Raw genomic sequence first — 20,696 nt, 5'->3', positions numbered from 1 at the left:
CCGACACCAGTGACGCCAGAGACGCCGACACCAGTGACGCCAGAGACGCCGACACCAGTGACGCCAGAGACGCCGACACCAGTGACGCCAGAGACGCCGACGCCAGTGACGCCAGTGACGCCGACACTAGGGACGCCCCCACTGATACTTGCAACTCCAGACATTATTATTAATGCACCAGCGGGATTCTTAGTCACTTGGGAAGCAGGTGGCACAGCCAGATTCTTTGTCAAACTCAACAGCCCACCTACTGCTGATGTGAGTATTACTTTTAGTACCAATAATGCGGGAGAAGGAGTAATTGACAGGCCAACTGTTACCTTCAATTCTACTAATTGGAATCAAGAGCAGATGGTGAGCGTAAGAGGCGTTGATGATTTTGTAGTTGATGGAGAGCAAAATTACATGATTATTGCCGACCCTGCTGTTAGCGCCGATCCCAATTACTCCGGGTTAACTACATCAATTGTTTACGCTTACAATAATGACGATGACGATCCTCTTCTTGAGACGAGCGTTAGTATAGGCTGCGTTATTGATGGTTACATCTCCGGTGCAACCATCTTCCTAGATGCTAACAAAAATGGCATTAAAGATAGTAACGAACCATCAACTACTACTGACTTTAACGGTGAATATCAGCTCGATATTCCCTTGGAGACTTTCGACAAAAATAAAAATGGGAAAATCGATGCAGATGAAGGCAATTTAGTAGCTTTTGGAGGGACGGATACGGGCACGGGTTTGCCGCTGGAAACGCCTGTTGCAGCGCCTGCGGATGCCACTGTTGTTACTCTGTTAACCAGTTTGGTAACTGATTTGATGGCTGGGGGAATGACGCAGAGTGAAGCCGAGTCAAAAGTTAAATCTACTCTGTCTATTCCTGCGGGAGTTGACTTATTAGACTTAGATCCGATCGCCTCTACAGCCAAAAAGGAAGCGGGCGGCGTTGAAACTCTAGTCGCCATGACAAAAGTCCAAAACGTCATCACCCAAACCAGCAGCCTCATAGACGGGGCATCTACGGCTGATAATGGTGCGATCGTCAAAGCTGTTGTCGGGGCAATTAACAGTAAAATTCAATCCGGTGGTTCCCTGGATTTGAGCGATGCGGCGCAGGTAGAAAGCATTATCCAGCAATCAGTTGCCAAGGTAAAAGAAAGTGACACCAATCTCAACACTGAAAAACTTTCCCAAATTGCCCCGGAAGCGGCGAAGGTAATGGCTGAGGCTAATCAACGCACGGATAATGTTAAATCTAACTTTTTGCCTGAATTTATTCCCTCGGAAATTGCCAAAGTCCAAAAGGTGACATTAGGTGAAAGTTCGATCGCCCTCGAAGAAGCGGCGGCTGGCACAAAACCAATCGCACAGGTAGTTTCCGAAAATACTGGCGAATTTTTAACTGCCAAAATTCAAGGAAATCCAGCACCGGCTCAACCCGCTGTTCCAGTTGTGCAAGGTGATGTGGAACTTGTCAATACTTCTCCTGAAATTCTCGGCGCTGAGGGCAAAAATCTTGTCGGTACTGATGATAGCGATACTTTAATCGGCGACAGCGGTAACGATTTTATCAGTGCCAGAAAAGCTAGCGATTCCCTCGATGGTGGCGGTGGCAATGACACGATTTACGGTGGGCGGGGACTCGATACGCTGACAGGTGGCAGTGGTGATGATATCCTATTTGGAGGCCGCGGTGCTGACAGTTTGGACGGCGGTATCGGCAATGACAGTTTGTACGGTGGCAAGGGAGAGGATACTTTGCTTGGCGGTTTGGGTAATGATTTTCTCAGCGGCGAAAATGGCAACGATTTTCTGATTGGAGGTAGCGGGAGCGATCGCTTTTTGTTAACTCCAAGTATCGGCTCGGATACGGTGGTTGATTTTGAGGTGGGTATCGATAAATTTGCCCTCGATAACAGTTTGACTTTCCAGCAGTTAGAAATTAGTCAAACTGCGGAAGGAACAGTGCTGAAAGTTATATCCACCGATCAAGTTTTGGCAACTGTAACTGGGTTGAATAGTTCGATTACTGCATCGGATTTTGTGTTGCTTTAGATTTACCTCCAGCGTAGGGGCAATCCTGTGGTTGCCCTCCTAAAGTTCTTCAGTGGAAATCAGCGGCACCAATTTGTATTTCCTTCACGCAGAACCCGAAGTTACAGATGTCAATAATAAGGACTAAAGTGTTGACCACAAAAAACTTCACATTTTTTGAAAGTTACCATTTTTTTTAATTTATGTTAGACATCAAGACGAATCCTACCGATCATCGCCTTTCTTGCCTTCAACAGCCAAAGGATATCGCCACATCAGCATTTCCGGTTAACAACGACTTGCTCAACCGAGCGATCGATCCATTCAAGGTTTCTAGTTATAGTGCTGAATCTAGCTTTCCTAATCTCCCAGCATTCAGCACCGACCCACAGACACAAACTGCGAATTTTCTTGTACCTAATGCTAACGCTGGCTTTAGTTACTCTGTGAGCGATGCTCAACTCAAACCGCAGTCACAGTCAGCGAGCCCAAACACAGATCCCCTAATAGGAACGATATCTGCCTCTCAGTTGAATTTCGCCGATTCAGATAACTCTCTTTTTACAGCTCGTAATGTTGTTGGCGTTCAGAACGGTAGCATCCGCTTAACTGAGTTCGTGGGGACAGGCGATCCCGATGATTTCTACCGATTCGATATCAACACTAATAGCAATTTTAGCTTGCGTCTCGACGGTTTGACGGCGGATGCTGACGTAGACCTAATTCAAGATATAAACGGCAACGGTGTAGTGGAAGATGGTGAATTAATTGGCTACTCTCTTGAGAGTGACACCATCCCGGATGTGATTAATTTATCCAACCTGGCTCCAGGGACATACTATGTCCAAGTCTCTAGCTTCCTAGGCGACTCTACCAATTACAACCTGACTCTTTCTGCAACACCTGTTCCTGTCTTGCCCGATATTCCTACACCTAACGGTCTTTTTAATGGCAATTACGGCTACGGTTTAGTGAATGCAAATGCAGCAGTTACCCGCACCCTGAACCGCTCAACACTTTTCGCTGATGTTCCTAATTTGAGCGATAATAATTGGGGGGTAGACACTATAAATGCGCCCGATGTTTGGGAGCAGAACATTACAGGAAATGGGATTGTTGTAGCTGTCATCGATACTGGTGTTGACTACAACCATAGCGACTTGGATAGTAATATTTGGGATAACGCTGATGAAATTGCGGAAAATGGCATCGATGACGATCGCAACGGATTTATTGATGATATTCGGGGTTGGGATTTTGTGTATAATGACAACTACCCAATCGATCTAGATCCCGATGGTCACGGCACTCACGTAGCAGGTTTGATCGCCGCGGAACGAAATGATTTTGGCATCACAGGAGTTGCGCCCAATGCCAAGATTATGCCTGTCAGAGTGTTAGACACCTTTGGTAGCGGCGAGTTGAATAATGTTGCTGCTGGAATCCGCTATGCTACTGATAATGGAGCAAATGTAATTAACCTCAGCTTGGGAAATGAGTTTTACCCTTCCAAACTGGTGAATGACGCAATTGAGTATGCAAATAACAAAGGCTCTGTTGTGGTGATAGCAGCGGGAAATTCTGGTTTTAGCCAACCAGATTATCCAGCTCGTAATGCCGATCGCTGGGGAATTGCCGTGGGTAGTATTGATATAAACGGCAGGATGGCTGACACCTCGAACGCTGCGGGTTCCACACCTTTGGATTACGTAGTTGCTCCGGGAGTAGATATCTATTCTACAACTCCCTATGACTACTATGCAGCCCTAACTGGCACCTCTATGGCAACGCCACACGTAGCCGGTGTAGCGGCTTTAGTTTTGAATGCCAATCCGACTTTAACTCCGGCTCAAGTTGAGTACATTTTGACAACAACAGCTAATCCAAATGGGTTGACTGTATAGCATCTATCGGGTCAATGAGACAGGGGTGTAAACCCCTGTCGTGGGACTACTACAGTTTTGAGAAAATGAATCAGCCCTGCTTAATTCTTAATTTTATTCACATAGCCCCACAAACTGTAATCTCGACTCAGCCAACCCCGGAAAAAAGCCATCTGAGTCGGATCTTCTTGCACCCTTTTGTAGCGGTAAATAATTCGTTCGTTAATCATTTGCAGCGCGGTATTTCTGTTATTTGCCCCTTTCAGCGCTTCCTTGGTGCGGGCATCAAAAACTCCAGTTTGCGGCAATCCTAATGCTTGCTGGAGAAAGGTAATAGAGTTATTAATACCGAAATTAACGGCGGTGTCAAACATGACGATCGCCAAAGCCGGCTGCATCGTGCCCGAAAGGCTAGAATCCCAGTAATATTTATAAATTTCTAGGAGCTCTGCTTCCGACATCTGCGTCACGTCGAGGGGCGGAAGCCCACGACTGTAGCGGTAGGCGTTGTATTCCGTTTGCAAGACACCCCGATAAGTTCTGCCGCCCTTATCGGCAGGGTGATTGCTGAATCCGCCCTCAAAATATAGGGTGAAATAAAGAGCAGTTTGAAATAATTTCTGCCGAAAGCTGGCTGTCTGCTGCTGCTGTGCGAAAGTCTTTTGGGCAAAGGGTAAAGGGATTGCTAAGGTTAACAAGAGTATCCCCAGCAGGAGGTTTGGTTTCCACTTGATGTTATGTTGGCGCTGTGTCGTTTGCTTGTCGCTCATAAATTCTCTGTGACGATCGCCCGTAATTCCGCTAAAACTGCTACTCTGCAAAATAATATAGATTCAACCTTTAACTTGATAGCACAGATAGGCCGCCAAATGAATTCCGATTTTCCCAACCAATCCGAAACACCCCAATTTGAAGATGCTGCATCGCTGACAGTCGTTGCAGAAACCTATTACTCTCAAGGCAATTTAGCAGCAGCCGTCGCTGCTTGTCGCCGAGCTCTGGAATTGCAACCGGATTGGGCGGCGGCTTACGTGACAATGGGCAATGTGCAGCAAGCAAGCGGCCAAATTGAGGAAGCGATGCGGTTTTATTCTGAGGCGATCGCCCTGAATCCGGACTTTGCTGAGGCTTATGCTAATTTGGGCAGTATGCTCTACAAACAAGGGCATTTGGTGGAGGCGGTTGTCAATTACGAAAAGGCGATCGAACTTAAACCAAATTTGGCTGCTGCTTACTGGAATTTGGCAGGGGCACTGAAGCAGCAGGGGCAGCAGGATGCAGCGGTAGCATACGAGCAAAAAGCTCTCGAACTCAATCCCCACCTTGCTCAGGTAGATTTTCACTTAAATTTAGGAGATAAATTAGCGCAGCAAGGGAAGTTAGATGAGGCTGTGGCTGCATGGAAGCAGGCGATCGCATTTAAACCTGATTTAGCCGAAGCATACTGTCAAATTGGCCGAGTTTTGCGCCACCAGGGTCAATTTAAAGACGCAATACCCAACCTTCAAAAAGCCCTAGAAATTAAACCCGATTTTATTTCTGCCCACCAACATTTGTGCGGCATCCTCAGAGATACTAGCGATTTAGCTGCCGCGCGGCAAGCCGTGCACCAATACAGCCAAATGTGTGCCGAAACCGATCCAATTATGACCGCGATTTACTTCATCAGCACCTATCAAGTGTCGGGATTAAATCAAATTGCGGGCGATCGATTTTTAGAGCTAGAGTCGTACTTGCAGCAAAACTTAGAAACCGCTAGCCCGGTGGAAATTAAATCGCTTTATGCAAACTTGTTATTCAGCACGCCCTATTTGCGAGATGACTTGGCGGCAAACTCAAAACTTTACAGATTAATTTCCCAAAAGTATATCGACCAATGTATTAAACCTAATTTTTCTCAACCCGCAAATTACAGTTTCAAACCAAGTGCCCCATCCAGCAAGTTAAAAATCGGCTTTTTGTCCAATCACTTCAGCCGCCATTCTGTAGGTTGGTGCAGCGCTGACATCATTCGCGAATTGTCCGACATCACACCCAATGTGTATTTGTACGCTTCCGAAAGAATTGTTCCTGACGATCGCACTCAGCAATTTGAAAGTTGGGGCAAACTGACTTTTCCGACAACCTACCCGAACGGACTTGCCAATTCCGCAGAAATTATCGACAAAATTCAGCAAGATGAATTGGACGTTTTAGTTGATTTAGATTCTCTCAGCGTACCAGTTCACGCTGACATTCTCTACCAAAAACCCGCACCAGTTTGTGTTTCTTGGCTGGGATTTGACGCCCCTTACATATCGCCGGAAAATTACTTTCTTACAGACTGGCACTCGCACCCAGCAGAACGGGAAAAATATTATGACGAGCAGCTAATTAGGATGCCTGATTCCTTTGTCGCAGTGTCCGGTTTTCAGAGATATGGAGTCGATCCCGTTGCATTGAGAAGGTCGCACCGGATCGGCTTAGATCAGATAGTTTACCTGTGCGTCGCTCCCGGTAGAAAATTCAATAGCGAGTTGGTAAAAGCACAAATTGCGATTCTCAAACAAGTGCCAAACAGTATTTTAATTCACAAAGCTTTAGGCGATGCTGCGGTGTTTGAGGCTGCATATCACCAAGCTTGCGAAGCAGAAAAAGTGAGCAAGCACCGAATTAAGTTTTTACCAAGGTTTGCTACTGAGGAAGAACACAGAACTATCTATTTGCTGGCCGATGTTTTGTTAGATTCTTATCCTTACAACGGAGGAACTCACACTTTAGAGGCTTTGTGGTTTAATTTGCCAGTGGTGACTCGCACAGGAGAGCAATTTTTGTCGAGAATGGGTTATTCGTTTTTGCAGACTTTGGGAATTGAAACAGGCGTGGCTTTGTCTTGGTCGGAATATGTGGAAGTGGGTGTAAAATTGGGTAAAGATCGTGAATTGAGAAATGCAATTAAAGCACAGTTGGTGAAATCTAAAGATCCAGCAAATTTGTCGCCCCTCTGGAATGCGAAAAAGTTTGCGGGTGATATGTATGCGGTGTTGGAAAAATTGTGTAAAATCAATTTTGAAAAGTAGGGACACGGCAATGCCGTGTCCAACTCACCGCGCTGGACACGGCATTGCCGTGTCCCTAAAATTAATCGGGCGATGGTTACATTTTTCATCAAGGAAGATAGATTATTTTGGGGTAGGGAAACGGCATTGCCGTCTCCTCGGTTGCCTATCGTTCCGATGCCAAGGTCAACGATATCATTCCTCATCTCAAATCTCAAATTTAAAATGGTATGACTTCAACACTGCCAACTATTAAGTTTTTGAAACAGCCGACTTCGGAAGCTTGGGTGCAACAGGCGATCGCCCATTTGGATACCATCTTATTAGACCATTCTCACTGCGAACGGAAAGCAGCGGGAGTAGCGTTAAATTTAATGTTTCGCTACCCAGCAAGGGAAAAATTGGTGAGGATGCTAACGGCGATCGCCCGCGAAGAATTAGAGCATTTCGAGCAAGTCAACCAGCGGTTAGAAAAGCGCAGCATTGCTTTAGGCCCTTTGGCTGCACCTCCCTACGGTGCTGGTTTGTCCGCCCAAATTCGCAAGCAGGAACCGGAGAGACTTTTGGATTCTTTGTTGGTTTCTGGTTTGATAGAAGCCCGCAGTCACGAACGGTTGGGGCTGCTGGGCGATCGCTGTCCCGACGCGGAATTAGCTAAGTTTTACCGCAGTTTGATGGCTTCGGAGGCGCGCCATTACGGTGTATATTGGATTTTGGCAACAACTTATTTCGATCGGGATATTGTGATGCAGAGGTTGGAGGAATTATCATTAGTAGAGAGCGAGTTGCTGGCAAGTCTTCATCCCGAACCGAGAATTCACAGTTAAAATCTAGGTGCATTTAAAGACTGTAAAATACAAAAAACAACTAATTTTACAGTTGCTCAAGTCAAAAAATAAATATACGTTGCAACAACCCATGAAAACCCAACATCTGGATTTTTTAATTCGTTCCTGGGAAACGCGCGATCGCGCTGAGGCGTTCTATTTAATTAGGGATGTTTTAGCAGAGTACGGTTTAAAATGCGAACCTCACGGGGCCGATCGAGATGTCTATGATGTAGAACTACATTATCATAATCAAGGCGGCGAATTTTGGGTAGTTGAACGCCAGGGTAAAATAGTGGGTACGGCGGCTTACTATCCGATTCAGCGCGGAAATAATGCTGTGGAAATTCGCAAAATGTATATTTTGCCCGCAGCAAGAGGACAAGGTTTGGGGAAATTTTTACTGCAAGAATTGGAAAGTAAAATTATTGCTCGCGGCTTTGAGGAAATCTGGATAGAAACTGCCAGCATTCTCAAAGAAGCTGTGAAAATGTACGAAAATAGTGGATATCTACCGACAACTGGTGTGGAGACGCCAAGGTGCGATCGGGTTTACGTAAAATCTCTAGGTATAAAAAAGCTATAATAAGGTTTGCTTTTTGTAAACAATGATTAATTTACTCAGCTTCAATCCACAACAGCAAATAGTTGTTTGGCGAGGCATTTCTGCCTTAATTTTCTGCCTTACTTTTGTACTGATTGGTTATTTTTTGATAGCGCTGCCCCTACCCCTATTAAATACCACAGAGTCGCGCCTAATTTTCAGCCTTCGCTGCCAAATTTTTCCGGTACTGATGTTATTTGCAGGCATAGTTGCAGTTGGTAATGGTAGATTTAGCAGCCCAGCCATCAACCCTTTAGCGAATGCCGAATCAGAAGCAATGCGGATTCATTTGCGTTATCTGAGCAACACTCTAGAGCAATTTGTGCTGTTTTTTGTAGGCAGTTTAATCCTTTCTACCTTTTTAGATACTTACAGCATCAAGCTGATTCCAATTTTGGCAACTTTGTTTGTTTTGGGAAGAATAGCGTTTTGGATAGGCTATCTCAAAGAGCCGATAGAACGAGCTTTTGGCCTGGGAGTTACTCTGTATCCTACTATTGCCGTACTAATTTATGATGCCTACCGCGTACTATTTTTCAATAGCTGAGGGATTTGAGATTTTTTGGAAATAAGACTTATGCTTTGATTAGTCCTGTGAAACCCTAAAACTATGAGAAAAACAAATGACTATCCGCACAGAAAACTCTCAATCTCAAAATCATGCTACCAACAAATTGCTAGACGGCCCTAAAGACACTAGAGTTGTTCAGACAGTGCAGGGACTTTTAAATCCTCTGTATTATTTAGATAATAATTATCAACGCTATGGCGACATTTTTACCAGCAAATTCAGCAACTTTCCGCCCCAAGTAATTATTAGCAATCCTCAAGCTATTCAAGAAATTTTTACATCCGATTCCCAACTCTTTGAATCCGGTACTGTCAATCAGATAGGGCTACCTTTAGTAGGATCGAATTCGTTATTTTTATTAGATGGCGCTCGACATTTGCAGCAGCGCAAACTTTTAATGCCACCTTTTCACGGTGAACGCATGAAAGCTTACGGACAAATCATCCGCGATACAACCGAAAAAGTAATTAATAATTGGACTCCTGGTAACTCGATTATCGCGCAATCAACTATGCAGGAAATTTCCTTGGAAGTAATTCTGCACACGATTTTCGGGCTGAGCGAAGGAGAACGCTACCAGCAAATTCAGCAATTAATTACTAATATGTTTAGCCTGTTTAGCAATCCATTAAGCGCTACCTTTTTGTTTATTAAGTCGTTGCAAAAAGATTTAGGTGCTTGGAGTCCGTGGGGAGGATTTATTCGACAAAGACAGCGTTTAGATCAACTGCTTTATCAAGAAATCCGCGATCGCAAAACTCAGTCTGAACCATTGGGCGAAGACATCCTGAGCTTGTTAATTTCAGCTCGTGACGAAGCGGGACAGCCGATGAGCGACGTTGAATTGCGGGATGAATTAATGACAATCTTATTCGCAGGACACGAAACTACAGCCACAGCTTTAGCCTGGGCTTTGTATTGGATTCACTACATCCCAGAAGTCCGTGAAAAACTGCTGCAAGAACTCAATTCTATTGATGTCGAAAATTGCGACCCGGCGGAAATAACCAAACTCCCATATTTGAATGCTGTATGTTGCGAAACGCTGCGGATTTATCCGATGTTATTTTTTGCATTTCCGCGCCTTCTGCAAGCTCCGATGCAGTTAATGGGTTATAATATTCCCCAAGGAATGATACTTTCCACCTGCATTTATTTGGTCCACCACCGACCGGATATTTACCCGGAACCAAAATGTTTTAAACCAGAACGTTTTCTCGAACGTCAATTTTCGCCTTACGAATATTTGCCGTTTGGGGGAGGAAACCGCCGCTGTATTGGCACGGCATTTGCAATGTTTGAAATGAAGTTAGTAGTGGCGAAAGTGCTGTCACGATACTCTTTAGAACTTACAGAAAATCGTGCGGTTTTGCCCGTACACCGCAGTTTTACAATGGCACCGGCTGGTGGTGTGCGTCTGGTGGTAAAGGGTAGGATTTGAATCCTATCAAATTCGGTCGCTCGATCACAGATGATATGATACCGATACAACGGGTTTTAATTTATATTTTGCCGCAGAGGAATCTCGATCGCAAATTCGGAACCTTCTCCCAATACAGAATTGCAAGAAAGCTTGCCACCGTGTTTTTCTACTATAATAGAGTGCGAAATCGCCAATCCTAAGCCAGTTCCTTTGCCAATGGGTTTAGTAGTAAAAAACGGGTCAAACAAGCGCTTTTGCACATCTTCGCTCATCCCAGGGCCACTGTCAGCTATCCATATGGCAACACTGTTATTGTCGGTTACTTGGGTGCGAATCGTAATTGCGAGATTTTTGGCGGTGCGATCGGATTTCTTCATCTCCATTTCTAATGCGTCTAGCGCATTGGTCAACAAATTCATAAATACTTGATTTAACTGACCGGGATAACATTCAACTAAAGGCAAATTACCGTATTCTTTAATCACATTAATTGTCAGGTGATCGGCTTTATGTTTCAGACGGTTTTGCAAAATTAGCAGCGTGCTTTCAATGCCTTCGTGAATGTCAACTTTTTTCTTATCGGCTTCGTCAAGTCTTGAAAAAGTTCGCAGGCTCAAAACTATGTCGCGGATGCGATCGGCTCCAACTTTCATAGATGCTAAAATTTTCGGTAAATCTTCAATAAGATAATCAATTTCAAAGTCTTCCCTTGCATCTACAATTCTTGCGCTAGGCTGCGGGTATTCCTTCTGGTAAAGTCGTAGCATTTTTAGCAAGTTTTGAGTGTATTCGCTGGTGTAGCTGAGATTGCCATAGATAAAATTAACCGGGTTGTTAATTTCGTGGGCGACACCTGCTACTAACTGTCCCAAACTCGACATTTTTTCACTTTGAATTAATTGAGTTTGGGTACGTTGGAGTTCGCGCAAAGTTTCTTCTAGCTGTTGAGTTTGAGCTTGAGCTAGTCGGGCCGCTTTGCGGGTTTGGGTGTAGAGTTCGGCGTGGTCGATCGCGATCGCAATTTGAGCGACCACCGCTTGCATCAGTTCGACTTCAGAGTCGCTCCAATTTCGCACGGACAGGGTTTGATAGCAGGTAATCACCCCAATATCGCCTGCAGCAGTATGAATTGGCAGCGACAGCACTGAGTTAAATTTTGAAGCCTGGAAAAGTTGGCGCAATTCTACATCTTCAAAAGTGCTGACATCATCAATTCGCAGAATTTCTCGCCGCAAAATCTGTCGCACAGCAAAACAAGATTTTTCGTCTATAAGATAAGTGCCGAGAATACTCGGCAAATCTGCATTCTTGGCTTCAAAAGTTACGTCCCAAACCGGAGGATTGTTGTTGGGGCGATACCAAGTAAAAATGCACCAATCTAGGTACATCAGATTGCGAATTTCTTGAACTGCGGTTGCTAAAATTGTGTCTAAATCTAAAGAAGTGCGGATTTGGTTGGCAATTTGATTGAGCAGTTGTTCTCGCTGAGCTTGCTGTCTGAGGGCTTGTTCCGATCGCACTAAAGTTTCTTCTGCAAGTTTGCGATCCGTTAAATCTTGGAGGACTGCTTGGATGATTTTTTCATTTCCAACCTCGATGATTGTCAGCACGACTTCTGCGGGAAAATCAGTACCGTCTAAGCGCTGATGAACCCAATCAAAACGGTGCTTTCCCCGCTCAAAAGCGATCGCTATCATTTCGTTAACCAAGCTCAAAGAATCTCTGCCGTTGGGTTGGAAAAGAGGCGAGAGTTTGCCAGGGTTTTGGCCGTACAACTGTTGCGCGGTGGTGCAGCCGAATAGTTTTAGGGTGGCTGTGTTGGCATCGGTGATGGCATTGTCACATAACATAAAAACAGGCAAACTGGTTAATTCGTAGAGCGATCGAAATTTGGCTTCCGACTGCTGCAATGCGGCTTCTGTTTGCTTGCGATCGGTAATGTCGGCAACCATTGCCAAGGCGCCCACATAGCGTCCCTGTTTGTCTGCCAATGAATTAGTAGAAACCATCGCCCACAAGTCGCTGCCGTCTCGGCGACGGAACTTAAAATCGAGCTGTTCGCGAATTCCTTCACGGCGGCGTTCTAGACTGACTTGTGCGAGCGCGATGCCTTCTGCATCCATGAAAGCAAATAGGGGCTGTCCGATCATTTCCTCTGGAGTGCAGCCGAGCATATCGGCCATTTTTTGGTTGACAAAAGTAGTTTTACCATCCGTATCTATCATCCAAATTCCTTCGTCTGCTGTCTCGACAATGCACCTGTATTTTTCCTCGCTTTCTCTGAGCGCTTCTTCTGCTAATTGGCGAGCCGTAATGTTTTGAGTCATTAGCAATCCGCCGATAATTTCTTGCCGTTCATTTCTGACTGGCAAAGCATAACCGAGGTAAACGCGATCGCTGTAAAAAATTTCTGTAACAACTGTTTCTCCTGCCAGTGCCGCCCGATAAGTTGGCTCCAGCTCAGCGCAAACATCTGGCTTGAATACTTCCCAGATTGTCTTGCCTTCCATCAATTCTTTGGCAAGCCCCACTGCTGCTAATTCTGTACCTTCTACCAGCGTGTAGCGCAGTTCTGGATCGAACAACATCACCGCACCGTTAGGAAAGTTGCTTGCCATAGTGCGGTAAAGCTGTTCGCTTTTTTGCAGCGCAGCCTCTGCTTGTTTGCGATCGCTAATGTCAACTACGACTGCACCGATCCCGAGAGCCTCGCCATCTTTGTCTAGCAATGGAAAATAAGAGCCTGTCAGGTGTCGGACAAACCCAGGCTTTCTGGGATTGTCACCACTCATCTCGATATTAATTAAGGGTTGTTTTGTCCTCAAAATTTGTTCGTACAAAGGCTCTATTATGGAAGCCATATTCGGCAATATTTCGCGTACAGTCTTGCCGATGTGAGCTGCTGGACTCAGGCTATTTATTTCTGCTAAAAATTGATTAATTTGCACGTAGCGCAATTGCGAGTCCAAAATGCAAAGTCCCGCCGGCGCCTCCTTTAAAAAGGCATCAAATAGTCCTTGTCTTTGTGCTAATTCTTGTTCTAAAGCTTTGCAAACGCTGAGATCTGTTAAAGAACCCATCATCCCCACAACTTCTCCCGTGTTGTCTTTCAATAGCGAGAGCATCAGGTGCGAGGAAAAATTTTCTCCCGATTTACGGCGTGTGATAACTTCAATTTCATGCTCGCCTTTTTTGTGTAGCGGCTTGATGACTTCCTCTAACAAAAATTCTTGCTGTTCAGGTGGGTAAATTAGAGAAATGTGCTGTCCGATAACCTCAGTTGCTAGATAGCCGTATAACTTTTGGCAGGCTTGATTCCAAATGGTGATCGAGCCGTCCCTATCTGTAGAAATTACTGCCTCGTGAACTTGGTCGATAATTTGACTTTGTAGACGTAATTTTTCTTGAGTTTGTTCCAGTTCGGAGATTTTTTCTTCGAGTAGTTTCTGAGTTTTTTCCAGTTCCGCAGTCTGCTTTGTCAGCAATTTTTCCAGATGGGAATTGCCCTGCGGGGGCGCTGATTCCAGGGGAGCGCTATTTTGATCCCGATTATTAAAGATTTCTTCAACACTGAGCCAAATCGCGCACTGTCCCTCTGTTTCAATTGCCCGCTCGGAAACTCGCACGGGTACGAGGTGGTTGTTTTTATGTTTGTATGCTGCTTCGCACAGGTGCGTGTGGCTATTTTTTGCTTGACATTCTAGATATTTTTCTGGGCGGGCGCACTGTGTTTGCTGAATTTCCCAGTAGTTGAGGTGAAGAGTTTCTGCAACTGTGCGGCCGATAATACTTGCAAAAGCTGGATTTACGTCGAGAAAAGTCCCGTCCGTCCGGCACAATGCCAGCCCGATAGGGCTGAGTTCTAACAATTGGCAACGGGAGCGATTGCGCTTGGCTTTTCCTAACTGGCTTTGCATCTGACCTAGCTGGACTTGGTTTATTTAATTATATCTTTTTATCTTGTTTATTGCTGTGAGTTTTATCCTTAATTAAGAAAGAGGGAAGAAGGAAGTTCGGCAACGAGCCGTCTACGGAATTTAACAAATGTAACGGATGGATGCTGAGGTTGGAGGGAAGAAGGAAGAGGTTGGAGGTTAGAGGTTCGAGGCAAGTTCGGCAACGATCCCTGTACTGGATTTAACGGATGGGTGTTGAGGAAAAAGACAAGATGGGGAAACAAAAATGAGTAATAATCAACAGGGAGGAGGAAAGAGGGAATGAGAAGAAAGCAGAAAAATCACAACAGAAGAAGTACAAAACTGGTACAAAGACCATTAATTTATACATGATATATTCCCTCCAACGTTCTTCCTTCTTCCTTCTTTTTTCCTTCCTTCCTTCTTGCTGACATCCGTTACATCCGTTACATCCCGTACATTGCTAGTTGCCGAACTTCCTTATTCCTTCTATTAATCGCGGGCAATACCTTCGGATCTGGCAGCCAACTGCACTGCACCGGCGACAGCAATGGCAACTCTTTCGTCAAAAACAGATGGTATAATGTGTTCTTTGTCAAGCTGGGAAGGGCTGACTAAAGAGGCGATCGCATAAGCTGCTTCCAAATACATACTGGGCGTAATCGTGGTTGCTTTGCAGTCTAAAGCACCTCGAAATATCCCCGGAAATGCCAAAACATTGTTAATTTGATTCGGGTAGTCGCTGCGTCCGGTTGCTATGATCACCCCATCCTCCACAATTAATTCTGGCTGAATTTCAGGAATGGGATTTGCCATTGCAAAAACAATGGGATTCTCGGCCATCGAACGCACCATCGACCGGGTAAGCACGCCGGGGGCGCTGACGCCTAAAAATACATCCGCACCGGCGATCGCATCTTCCAAAGTACCGCTCGAAGGCACAGCAAATTCTAGTTTTTCTGGGTTCATATCCGTGCGGTCTTGCGAGAGGACGCCTTTGGAGTCGCACATGATGATGTTTTGGGCACCTGCTTTACGCAGCAACCGGGCGATCGCGACTCCGGCCGCACCGGCTCCGTTAATCACGATACACACTTCTTCTATGGATTTTTTCACAAGTTTCAAGGCATTAATTAATGCTGCCAAACTAACAATCGCAGTGCCGTGCTGGTCGTCGTGAAAAATGGGAATATCTAAGGTTTCCCGCAATCTGGCTTCGATTTCAAAGCAGCGGGGAGAAGAAATATCTTCGAGGTTAACGCCGCCAAAAACCGGGGCGATATTCTGCACTGTGCGAATAATTTCCTCGGTATCTTGGGTATTCAAACAGATAGGAAAGGCGTCAATACCTGCAAATTCTTTAAATAGCATGGCTTTGCCTTCCATGACTGGCAGTGCGGCGGCAGGGCCGAGGTTTCCCAGTCCCAAAACTGCGCTACCGTCGGTAACAATGGCAACAGTATTTTGTTTGATTGTGAGGTTATAAACTTGTTGCGGGTCATTAGCGATCGCAGTGCAGATGCGGCCGACTCCTGGAGTGTATGCCATTGCCAAATCTGACTGGCGTTTGAGGGAAATTTTGCTAACTACGCTGATTTTTCCGCCGCGGTGCAAGTTGAAAGTGCGATCGTACACGTCGATCACTCTGATATCTGGCAGCGCTTTCACTGCTTGCACTATTTCTTCATTGTGCTCGATGCTGTAAGCATCGACGGTGATATCGCGAACTGTAGTGGCGCGGGTTTGCTCGATCAAGTCGATTTGGCCGAAGTTGCCGCCAACAGATGCGATCGCGCTGGTGACTCTTGCCAGCATTCCTGGCCGGTTCGGCAGAGCAACCCGAATTGTTAAACTAAAGCTGGGATTTGGTGTCAGTTTTACCATGATGCCTTGATTTCAGATTTGAGAATTTCAATCTTAGATTTTATCGCCAATGTTAGGCATAAAATTTAATAATTCAAATTTTCAACTGAAATCTTTAACAAATTCTATGAGCCTGTGGTACGATCGCTCTGCACTGCCAAGGGTGTCGCTGGAAACCTCATCTTTTTTTGAGTAAAGCTTTGCTCTGTTTCTAGCTGGTGACTCTCCCACAAACAGCCTATTTTCTGTCAATTTCCCAGCGAACCGCGAATATAAAGCGCGGGTATAGAAACCGAGTTTCTGAGGTCAACGTGCGAAAGTCTTATCTATTTTTGAGAAAATTTCTGCTTATTCTGAACATCAGCAGATATTTCGCAAAAATCTATTTTTTACCGATACCGCCTCATTCCTGCTGCTGTCTTTTGAAGCGAGACACCCAGGAGAGTTGATGCGGCTTTTTGGTGGCCTTTATTGGGAATGTAAAAAGTAGATGCACGGCTGTTTGAGCCGGCAGGTAAAAATATGATCGACTGACAAGTGGGCTTTTTATATATATTTTGCCTGCTTGTTTAACACTTGCCAAGGATTGCGAGTGCAACCTTGCAAACGCTCTAATTACCTGCACGCTTTGCCCGATAATTCCAGGGACTGTAACTAACAGACAATCTACCCCGCACCACCACAGGCACAGGTTCAGCCGAACCGTGTTGAGTTGCTGGTTGCTAACTGTCAATTTTACCGATCGGCTGCAGCATCGGCCCATATAATTGTAAAGAATTTGCAAGCCAGACAATCCGGGGGAACTTTTTCTAAGTCTTGCATATCTACCGGTTGCTCTGCTTCGCTGCCGGGGGGAACTATGCACAGGGCAACTTGTCCGACTCCAGCCATGAGTTCGGCCACTCGCTCCAAAATACTGTCCATTTTTTCCATTAGTTGCTCTGCGGCATCCAGACTCGGCGCGATGATGAAAAAGGTTTTGACTCCATCGGGACAAGGGGCGAAGCCGAGGGTAGACTCTCGCAATAGTGCTTGGGTGGAGAGACTGAAACCGTCGTAGAAGCGATCGATTACTGCTTGATAAAAGGCTTGGGTCAGAGAGCGATCGCCAAAAATAGGTTGAGATAACATAACTACTTCCTTTCGTAGGATTTTTGGGTGCATTGAAAAAATTTTAACATACCTTAATGTAAGCGATTTAACTAAATGATCTAGCGATCGAGATCATTGACTAGATGTGATAATTTTTAATTTGTGTAGCGATCACAACTGTGATAAAATGTACTCTGTGCTATTACGGTCAGTGATTTTGATCGCATCACCAGCTCAAAGCTAAGTACAAAATTTCCTAGTAGGTGAGGAGAGGAGGAGAGGGCCAGAGGGAGAGAACCAGAGGAAAATTACCTAAGTAGTAAGAGTATTATTGGCACAAAGTGCTTAATCTAGAGTTTAAAATAAACATCCCATCAAAATATTCAAGATGAACTCGATCGCCCAACAGTTAAAAGCAAAATTTGAAAAAGCATTCACCGCGGCATTCGGCGAAAGTTATGCAGGTGCAGATCCGATGCTAGCCGCCGCCAGCAATCCCAACTTTGGGGACTTTCAGTGCAACGCGGCCATGAGTTTGGGGAAAAAGTTAGGAAAGCCTCCACGGGCGATCGCCTCGACAATCATCGAAAACCTAGATATTACTGACATCTGCGAAACCCCAGAAATCGCCGGGCCCGGTTTTATCAATTTGAAGCTGAAACCGGCTTATTTGGAAGCGCAAATTAGTGCGATCGCCGGCGACTCGCGTTTGGGGATTGAACCGGCGAAAACGCCTCAGACAATCGCGATCGACTTTTCGAGTCCGAATATAGCCAAAGAAATGCACGTCGGACATTTGCGATCGACAATCATCGGAGATGCGATCGCCCGCATCCTCGAATTTCAAGGCCACGACGTACTCAGAATCAACCACATCGGCGACTGGGGCACCCAATTCGGAATGCTGATCGCATACTTGCGCGAAGTTCACCCCGAAGCCCTCACAACCGCTGACGCCTTAGACTTAGGCAATTTAGTCGCATTTTACCGCCAAGCAAAACAGCGCTTCGACGCAGACGAAACCTTCAAAGAAACTGCCCGCCAAGAAGTAGTAAAACTGCAAGCAGGCGCCGAAGACACCCGCCGCGCTTGGAAATTGCTGTGCGATCAATCTCGCCGCGAGTTTCAAGTAATCTACGACTTGCTCGATATCAAATTAACCGAACGCGGCGAATCGTTTTACAATCCTCTATTGCCCGCAGTGGTCGAAGATTTAACCAATCTAGGTTTGCTAGTAGAAAGTGACGGCGCGAAATGCGTTTTTGTAGACGGTTTCACCAACAAAGAAGGCGAACCACTGCCGCTAATTGTCCAAAAAACCGACGGCGGCTACAATTACGCCACAACAGATTTAGCCGCCGTGCGCTACCGCATCCAAAAAGACAATGCAAAGCGCTTAATTTACGTCACAGATTCAGGGCAAGCGAACCATTTTGCCCAAGTATTTGCAGTAGCCAGAAAAGCCGGTTGGATTCCTGAAGATGTCGAAATAGTTCACGTTCCCTTCGGTTTGGTATTGGGAGAAGACGGTAAAAAACTCAAAACTCGTTCTGGGGAAACGGTGCGGTTGCAGGATTTGTTAGATGAGGCGATCGTCCGAGCCACCAAAGATTTGGAAGACAGATTAGTCACAGAAGAAAGACAGGAAACTAAAGAGTTTATAGCTAACGTAGGTCGCGTAGTGGGTTTGAGTGCGGTTAAGTATGCCGATTTAAGTCAAAATCGCGCCAGCAACTATGTATTTAGTTACGACAAGATGCTCGCATTGCAAGGAAATACCGCTCCTTATATGCTGTATGCTTACGCGCGCGTGCAGGGAATTCGCCGCAAAGGTGAGATTGATTTCGAGAATTTAGATGCGGGTGCGAAAGTAATCTTGCAGTCTGATGCAGAGTTGGTTTTAGCCAAACATTTATTGCAGTTGAGTGAAGCGATCAATGCGGTTGAGGGCGATTTATTGCCGAATCGAATTTGTCAGTATTTGTTTGAATTGAGTCAAAAATACAATCAATTTTTTGAGCAGTGTCAGGTGTTAAAATCTGAGGAACCGTTGCGGACTTCGCGGTTAATTTTGTGCGATTTGACGGCGAGGACTTTGAAACTGGGGTTAGGATTGTTGGGGATTAAAGTCTTGGAGAGGATGTGATATAAAGTTTGTAGCTGTAGGGTGCGTGAGAGCAATCAATATTTGAATCTAGATGATGAGACTGTTTGCACCCACGCACCGCCCCAAGTCTTGAACAATACCGATGCAACCGGAAATAAGATAATTTTAACCGCTGATAAACGCTGATAAATGCTAATGAAAGAGGATGGGATAGGGCGAGAATTTATTCCCAAGTTTCCTCTAATTCTAACATTTCTGATGTCATGGCTTTTACTTTTTGTGAGATTGGGATTTAGTTAATTGTAGCGCCTCTCTAAAATCCAGCACTTACGCCTTTTTGTTGACAATCAAGCTCTCCAAAATGTCTTTAAACATTGTTACGACAATTTGGCGAGCGTTATCTCTGACAAAAATATCGTAATTGGGACTTGAGTTAATTTCAATCAACCAATATGCTCCGTTTTTATCTAGCGCGATGTCAAGCCCAGCATAATTAATCGCAATTTCAGCAAAAACAGGTTTAACAAAATCTTCAATCTCAGACATGAGATTGGGGTTAATTATATGTTCGGCTTTTGCACCTTCCCAGTGCAGCGGGCTTAAATTCCCCGCAAATTTAGCCTGAGATTTGTCTTTCTCGTACAGCAAAACTAGCTTTTCTTTGCAGAATACAGCCCGATATTCGTGGGCAATTTCGATGTATTCTTGAGCTAGCGCCACATAGTCATAATCTTTGCTGTTGACATTAAATATAATTTCTAGCGCTGCTTTAATTTGCTCTCTACTTTCACACAAAAAAACATTGTTGCCACCAGCACCGCGATTTCTTTTGAGAATCACCGGAAAAGTGAATTTTTTGTTTACTTCTAAAACTATTGATTCAATATCTGGGAAACTCAAATACTTTTTATACTTCTCCTCGCAGTGACGCGAGACAAAACCGAGAGTTCTGGGAGTATTTATTTTGCCGTTTAATAGTTGATAAGTATATTCTTTGTCTTTAAAAATCTCTGCTAGTGATGCGCTGTTAAATGGCGTCATGTAATTAACAAAATAATATTCTTCGCCGCCCTGTTTGAGTCTAATCAAGTTTTGGGAAGGATGCAGGATTTCGTAAGGGATATTTAATTCCTCACAAGCTGCCAGCAGGATTTCAATATTGGTTAGCATAAAATGTAACTTAATTAGAAATTAATTTTAAAGATTTGAGATTTGAGAATCGCTTCCAAATCTCAAACCTCAAATTCGTTAGCGCAGCCCGCCCCTTGTATCTTAAAAGAGTCAGGCGATAGATCGCTACGTCAGTCAGTTGATCGTTACACCAAGCAGGCGAT

13 protein-coding genes are annotated in these 20,696 nt (G+C 45.0%); 8 read left to right on the top strand and 5 right to left on the bottom strand.

The window, feature by feature from the left end; all coding sequences use genetic code 11:
* On the top strand, nt 1–2,058 hold a 2,058-nt coding region (locus tag QUA25_RS25500; RefSeq protein ID WP_333042137.1), incomplete at its 5' end, for a calcium-binding protein.
* A 182-nt stretch (nt 2,059–2,240) separates the two neighbouring features.
* Nucleotides 2,241–3,941 carry a S8 family serine peptidase gene (locus QUA25_RS25495; RefSeq protein ID WP_333042136.1) on the top strand — a complete coding sequence of 567 codons (1,701 nt, stop codon included), beginning with the start codon at nt 2,241–2,243 and terminating at the stop codon, nt 3,939–3,941.
* An 80-nt stretch (nt 3,942–4,021) separates the two neighbouring features.
* Here the strand turns inward: QUA25_RS25495 and QUA25_RS25490 are convergent, their stop codons facing one another.
* On the bottom strand, nt 4,022–4,690 hold the full coding sequence (locus QUA25_RS25490) for a glycosyl hydrolase 108 family protein (protein ID WP_333042135.1): 669 nt from the start codon (nt 4,688–4,690) through the stop codon (nt 4,022–4,024).
* Nucleotides 4,691–4,789: 99 nt separating this feature from the next.
* Between QUA25_RS25490 and QUA25_RS25485 the strand changes: the two genes are divergently transcribed.
* The 5 genes from QUA25_RS25485 to QUA25_RS25465 all read left to right on the top strand — a co-directional run bounded on the left by QUA25_RS25485 (nt 4,790) and on the right by QUA25_RS25465 (nt 10,401).
* On the top strand, nt 4,790–6,979 hold the full coding sequence (locus tag QUA25_RS25485; protein WP_333119907.1) for a tetratricopeptide repeat protein: 2,190 nt from the start codon (nt 4,790–4,792) through the stop codon (nt 6,977–6,979).
* A 209-nt stretch (nt 6,980–7,188) separates the two neighbouring features.
* Nucleotides 7,189–7,785: a tRNA isopentenyl-2-thiomethyl-A-37 hydroxylase MiaE gene (locus QUA25_RS25480; protein ID WP_333042132.1), complete on the top strand. Its 597-nt coding sequence runs from the start codon at nt 7,189–7,191 to the stop codon at nt 7,783–7,785.
* A gap of 91 nt (nt 7,786–7,876) precedes the next feature.
* Nucleotides 7,877–8,371 (top strand): GNAT family N-acetyltransferase, encoded by a 495-nt coding sequence (locus tag QUA25_RS25475; protein ID WP_333042130.1) that lies wholly within the window; start codon nt 7,877–7,879, stop codon nt 8,369–8,371.
* Between the two features lie 22 nt (nt 8,372–8,393).
* Nucleotides 8,394–8,936: an MAPEG family protein gene (locus QUA25_RS25470; protein WP_333042128.1), complete on the top strand. Its 543-nt coding sequence runs from the start codon at nt 8,394–8,396 to the stop codon at nt 8,934–8,936.
* A gap of 76 nt (nt 8,937–9,012) precedes the next feature.
* Nucleotides 9,013–10,401 (top strand): cytochrome P450, encoded by a 1,389-nt coding sequence (locus tag QUA25_RS25465; protein ID WP_333042126.1) that lies wholly within the window; start codon nt 9,013–9,015, stop codon nt 10,399–10,401.
* A 56-nt stretch (nt 10,402–10,457) separates the two neighbouring features.
* On the opposite strand, the gene QUA25_RS25460 is transcribed toward QUA25_RS25465, so the two are convergent.
* From QUA25_RS25460 to QUA25_RS25450, 3 genes are all read right to left on the bottom strand, one after another.
* Nucleotides 10,458–14,300, bottom strand: a complete 3,843-nt coding sequence (locus tag QUA25_RS25460; protein ID WP_333042124.1) for a PAS domain S-box protein — start codon at nt 14,298–14,300, stop codon at nt 10,458–10,460.
* Nucleotides 14,301–14,792: 492 nt separating this feature from the next.
* A complete protein-coding gene (locus QUA25_RS25455; protein ID WP_333042122.1) occupies nt 14,793–16,184 on the bottom strand; it encodes a malic enzyme-like NAD(P)-binding protein in 1,392 nt (463 codons plus the stop codon).
* Nucleotides 16,185–16,898: 714 nt separating this feature from the next.
* On the bottom strand, nt 16,899–17,294 hold the full coding sequence (locus QUA25_RS25450) for a hypothetical protein (RefSeq protein ID WP_333042120.1): 396 nt from the start codon (nt 17,292–17,294) through the stop codon (nt 16,899–16,901).
* Nucleotides 17,295–17,643: 349 nt separating this feature from the next.
* Between QUA25_RS25450 and argS the strand changes: the two genes are divergently transcribed.
* The gene (gene argS / locus QUA25_RS25445; RefSeq protein ID WP_333042119.1) at nt 17,644–19,401 is read left to right on the top strand and encodes an arginine--tRNA ligase; all 1,758 of its coding nucleotides are present in this window, start codon (nt 17,644–17,646) and stop codon (nt 19,399–19,401) included.
* Nucleotides 19,402–19,689: 288 nt separating this feature from the next.
* On the opposite strand, the gene QUA25_RS25440 is transcribed toward argS, so the two are convergent.
* On the bottom strand, nt 19,690–20,532 hold the full coding sequence (locus QUA25_RS25440; RefSeq protein WP_333042117.1) for a YheC/YheD family protein: 843 nt from the start codon (nt 20,530–20,532) through the stop codon (nt 19,690–19,692).
* Nucleotides 20,533–20,696 lie beyond the last annotated feature (164 nt).

It is taken from the genome of Microcoleus sp. Pol17C6 (assembly GCF_036701145.1).
In the GTDB taxonomy this organism is placed as follows: Bacteria; Cyanobacteriota; Cyanobacteriia; order Cyanobacteriales; family Microcoleaceae; genus Microcoleus.
Note: the sequence above shows the minus strand (reverse complement) of the source record. Positions and strands in the feature narration are given on the sequence as shown.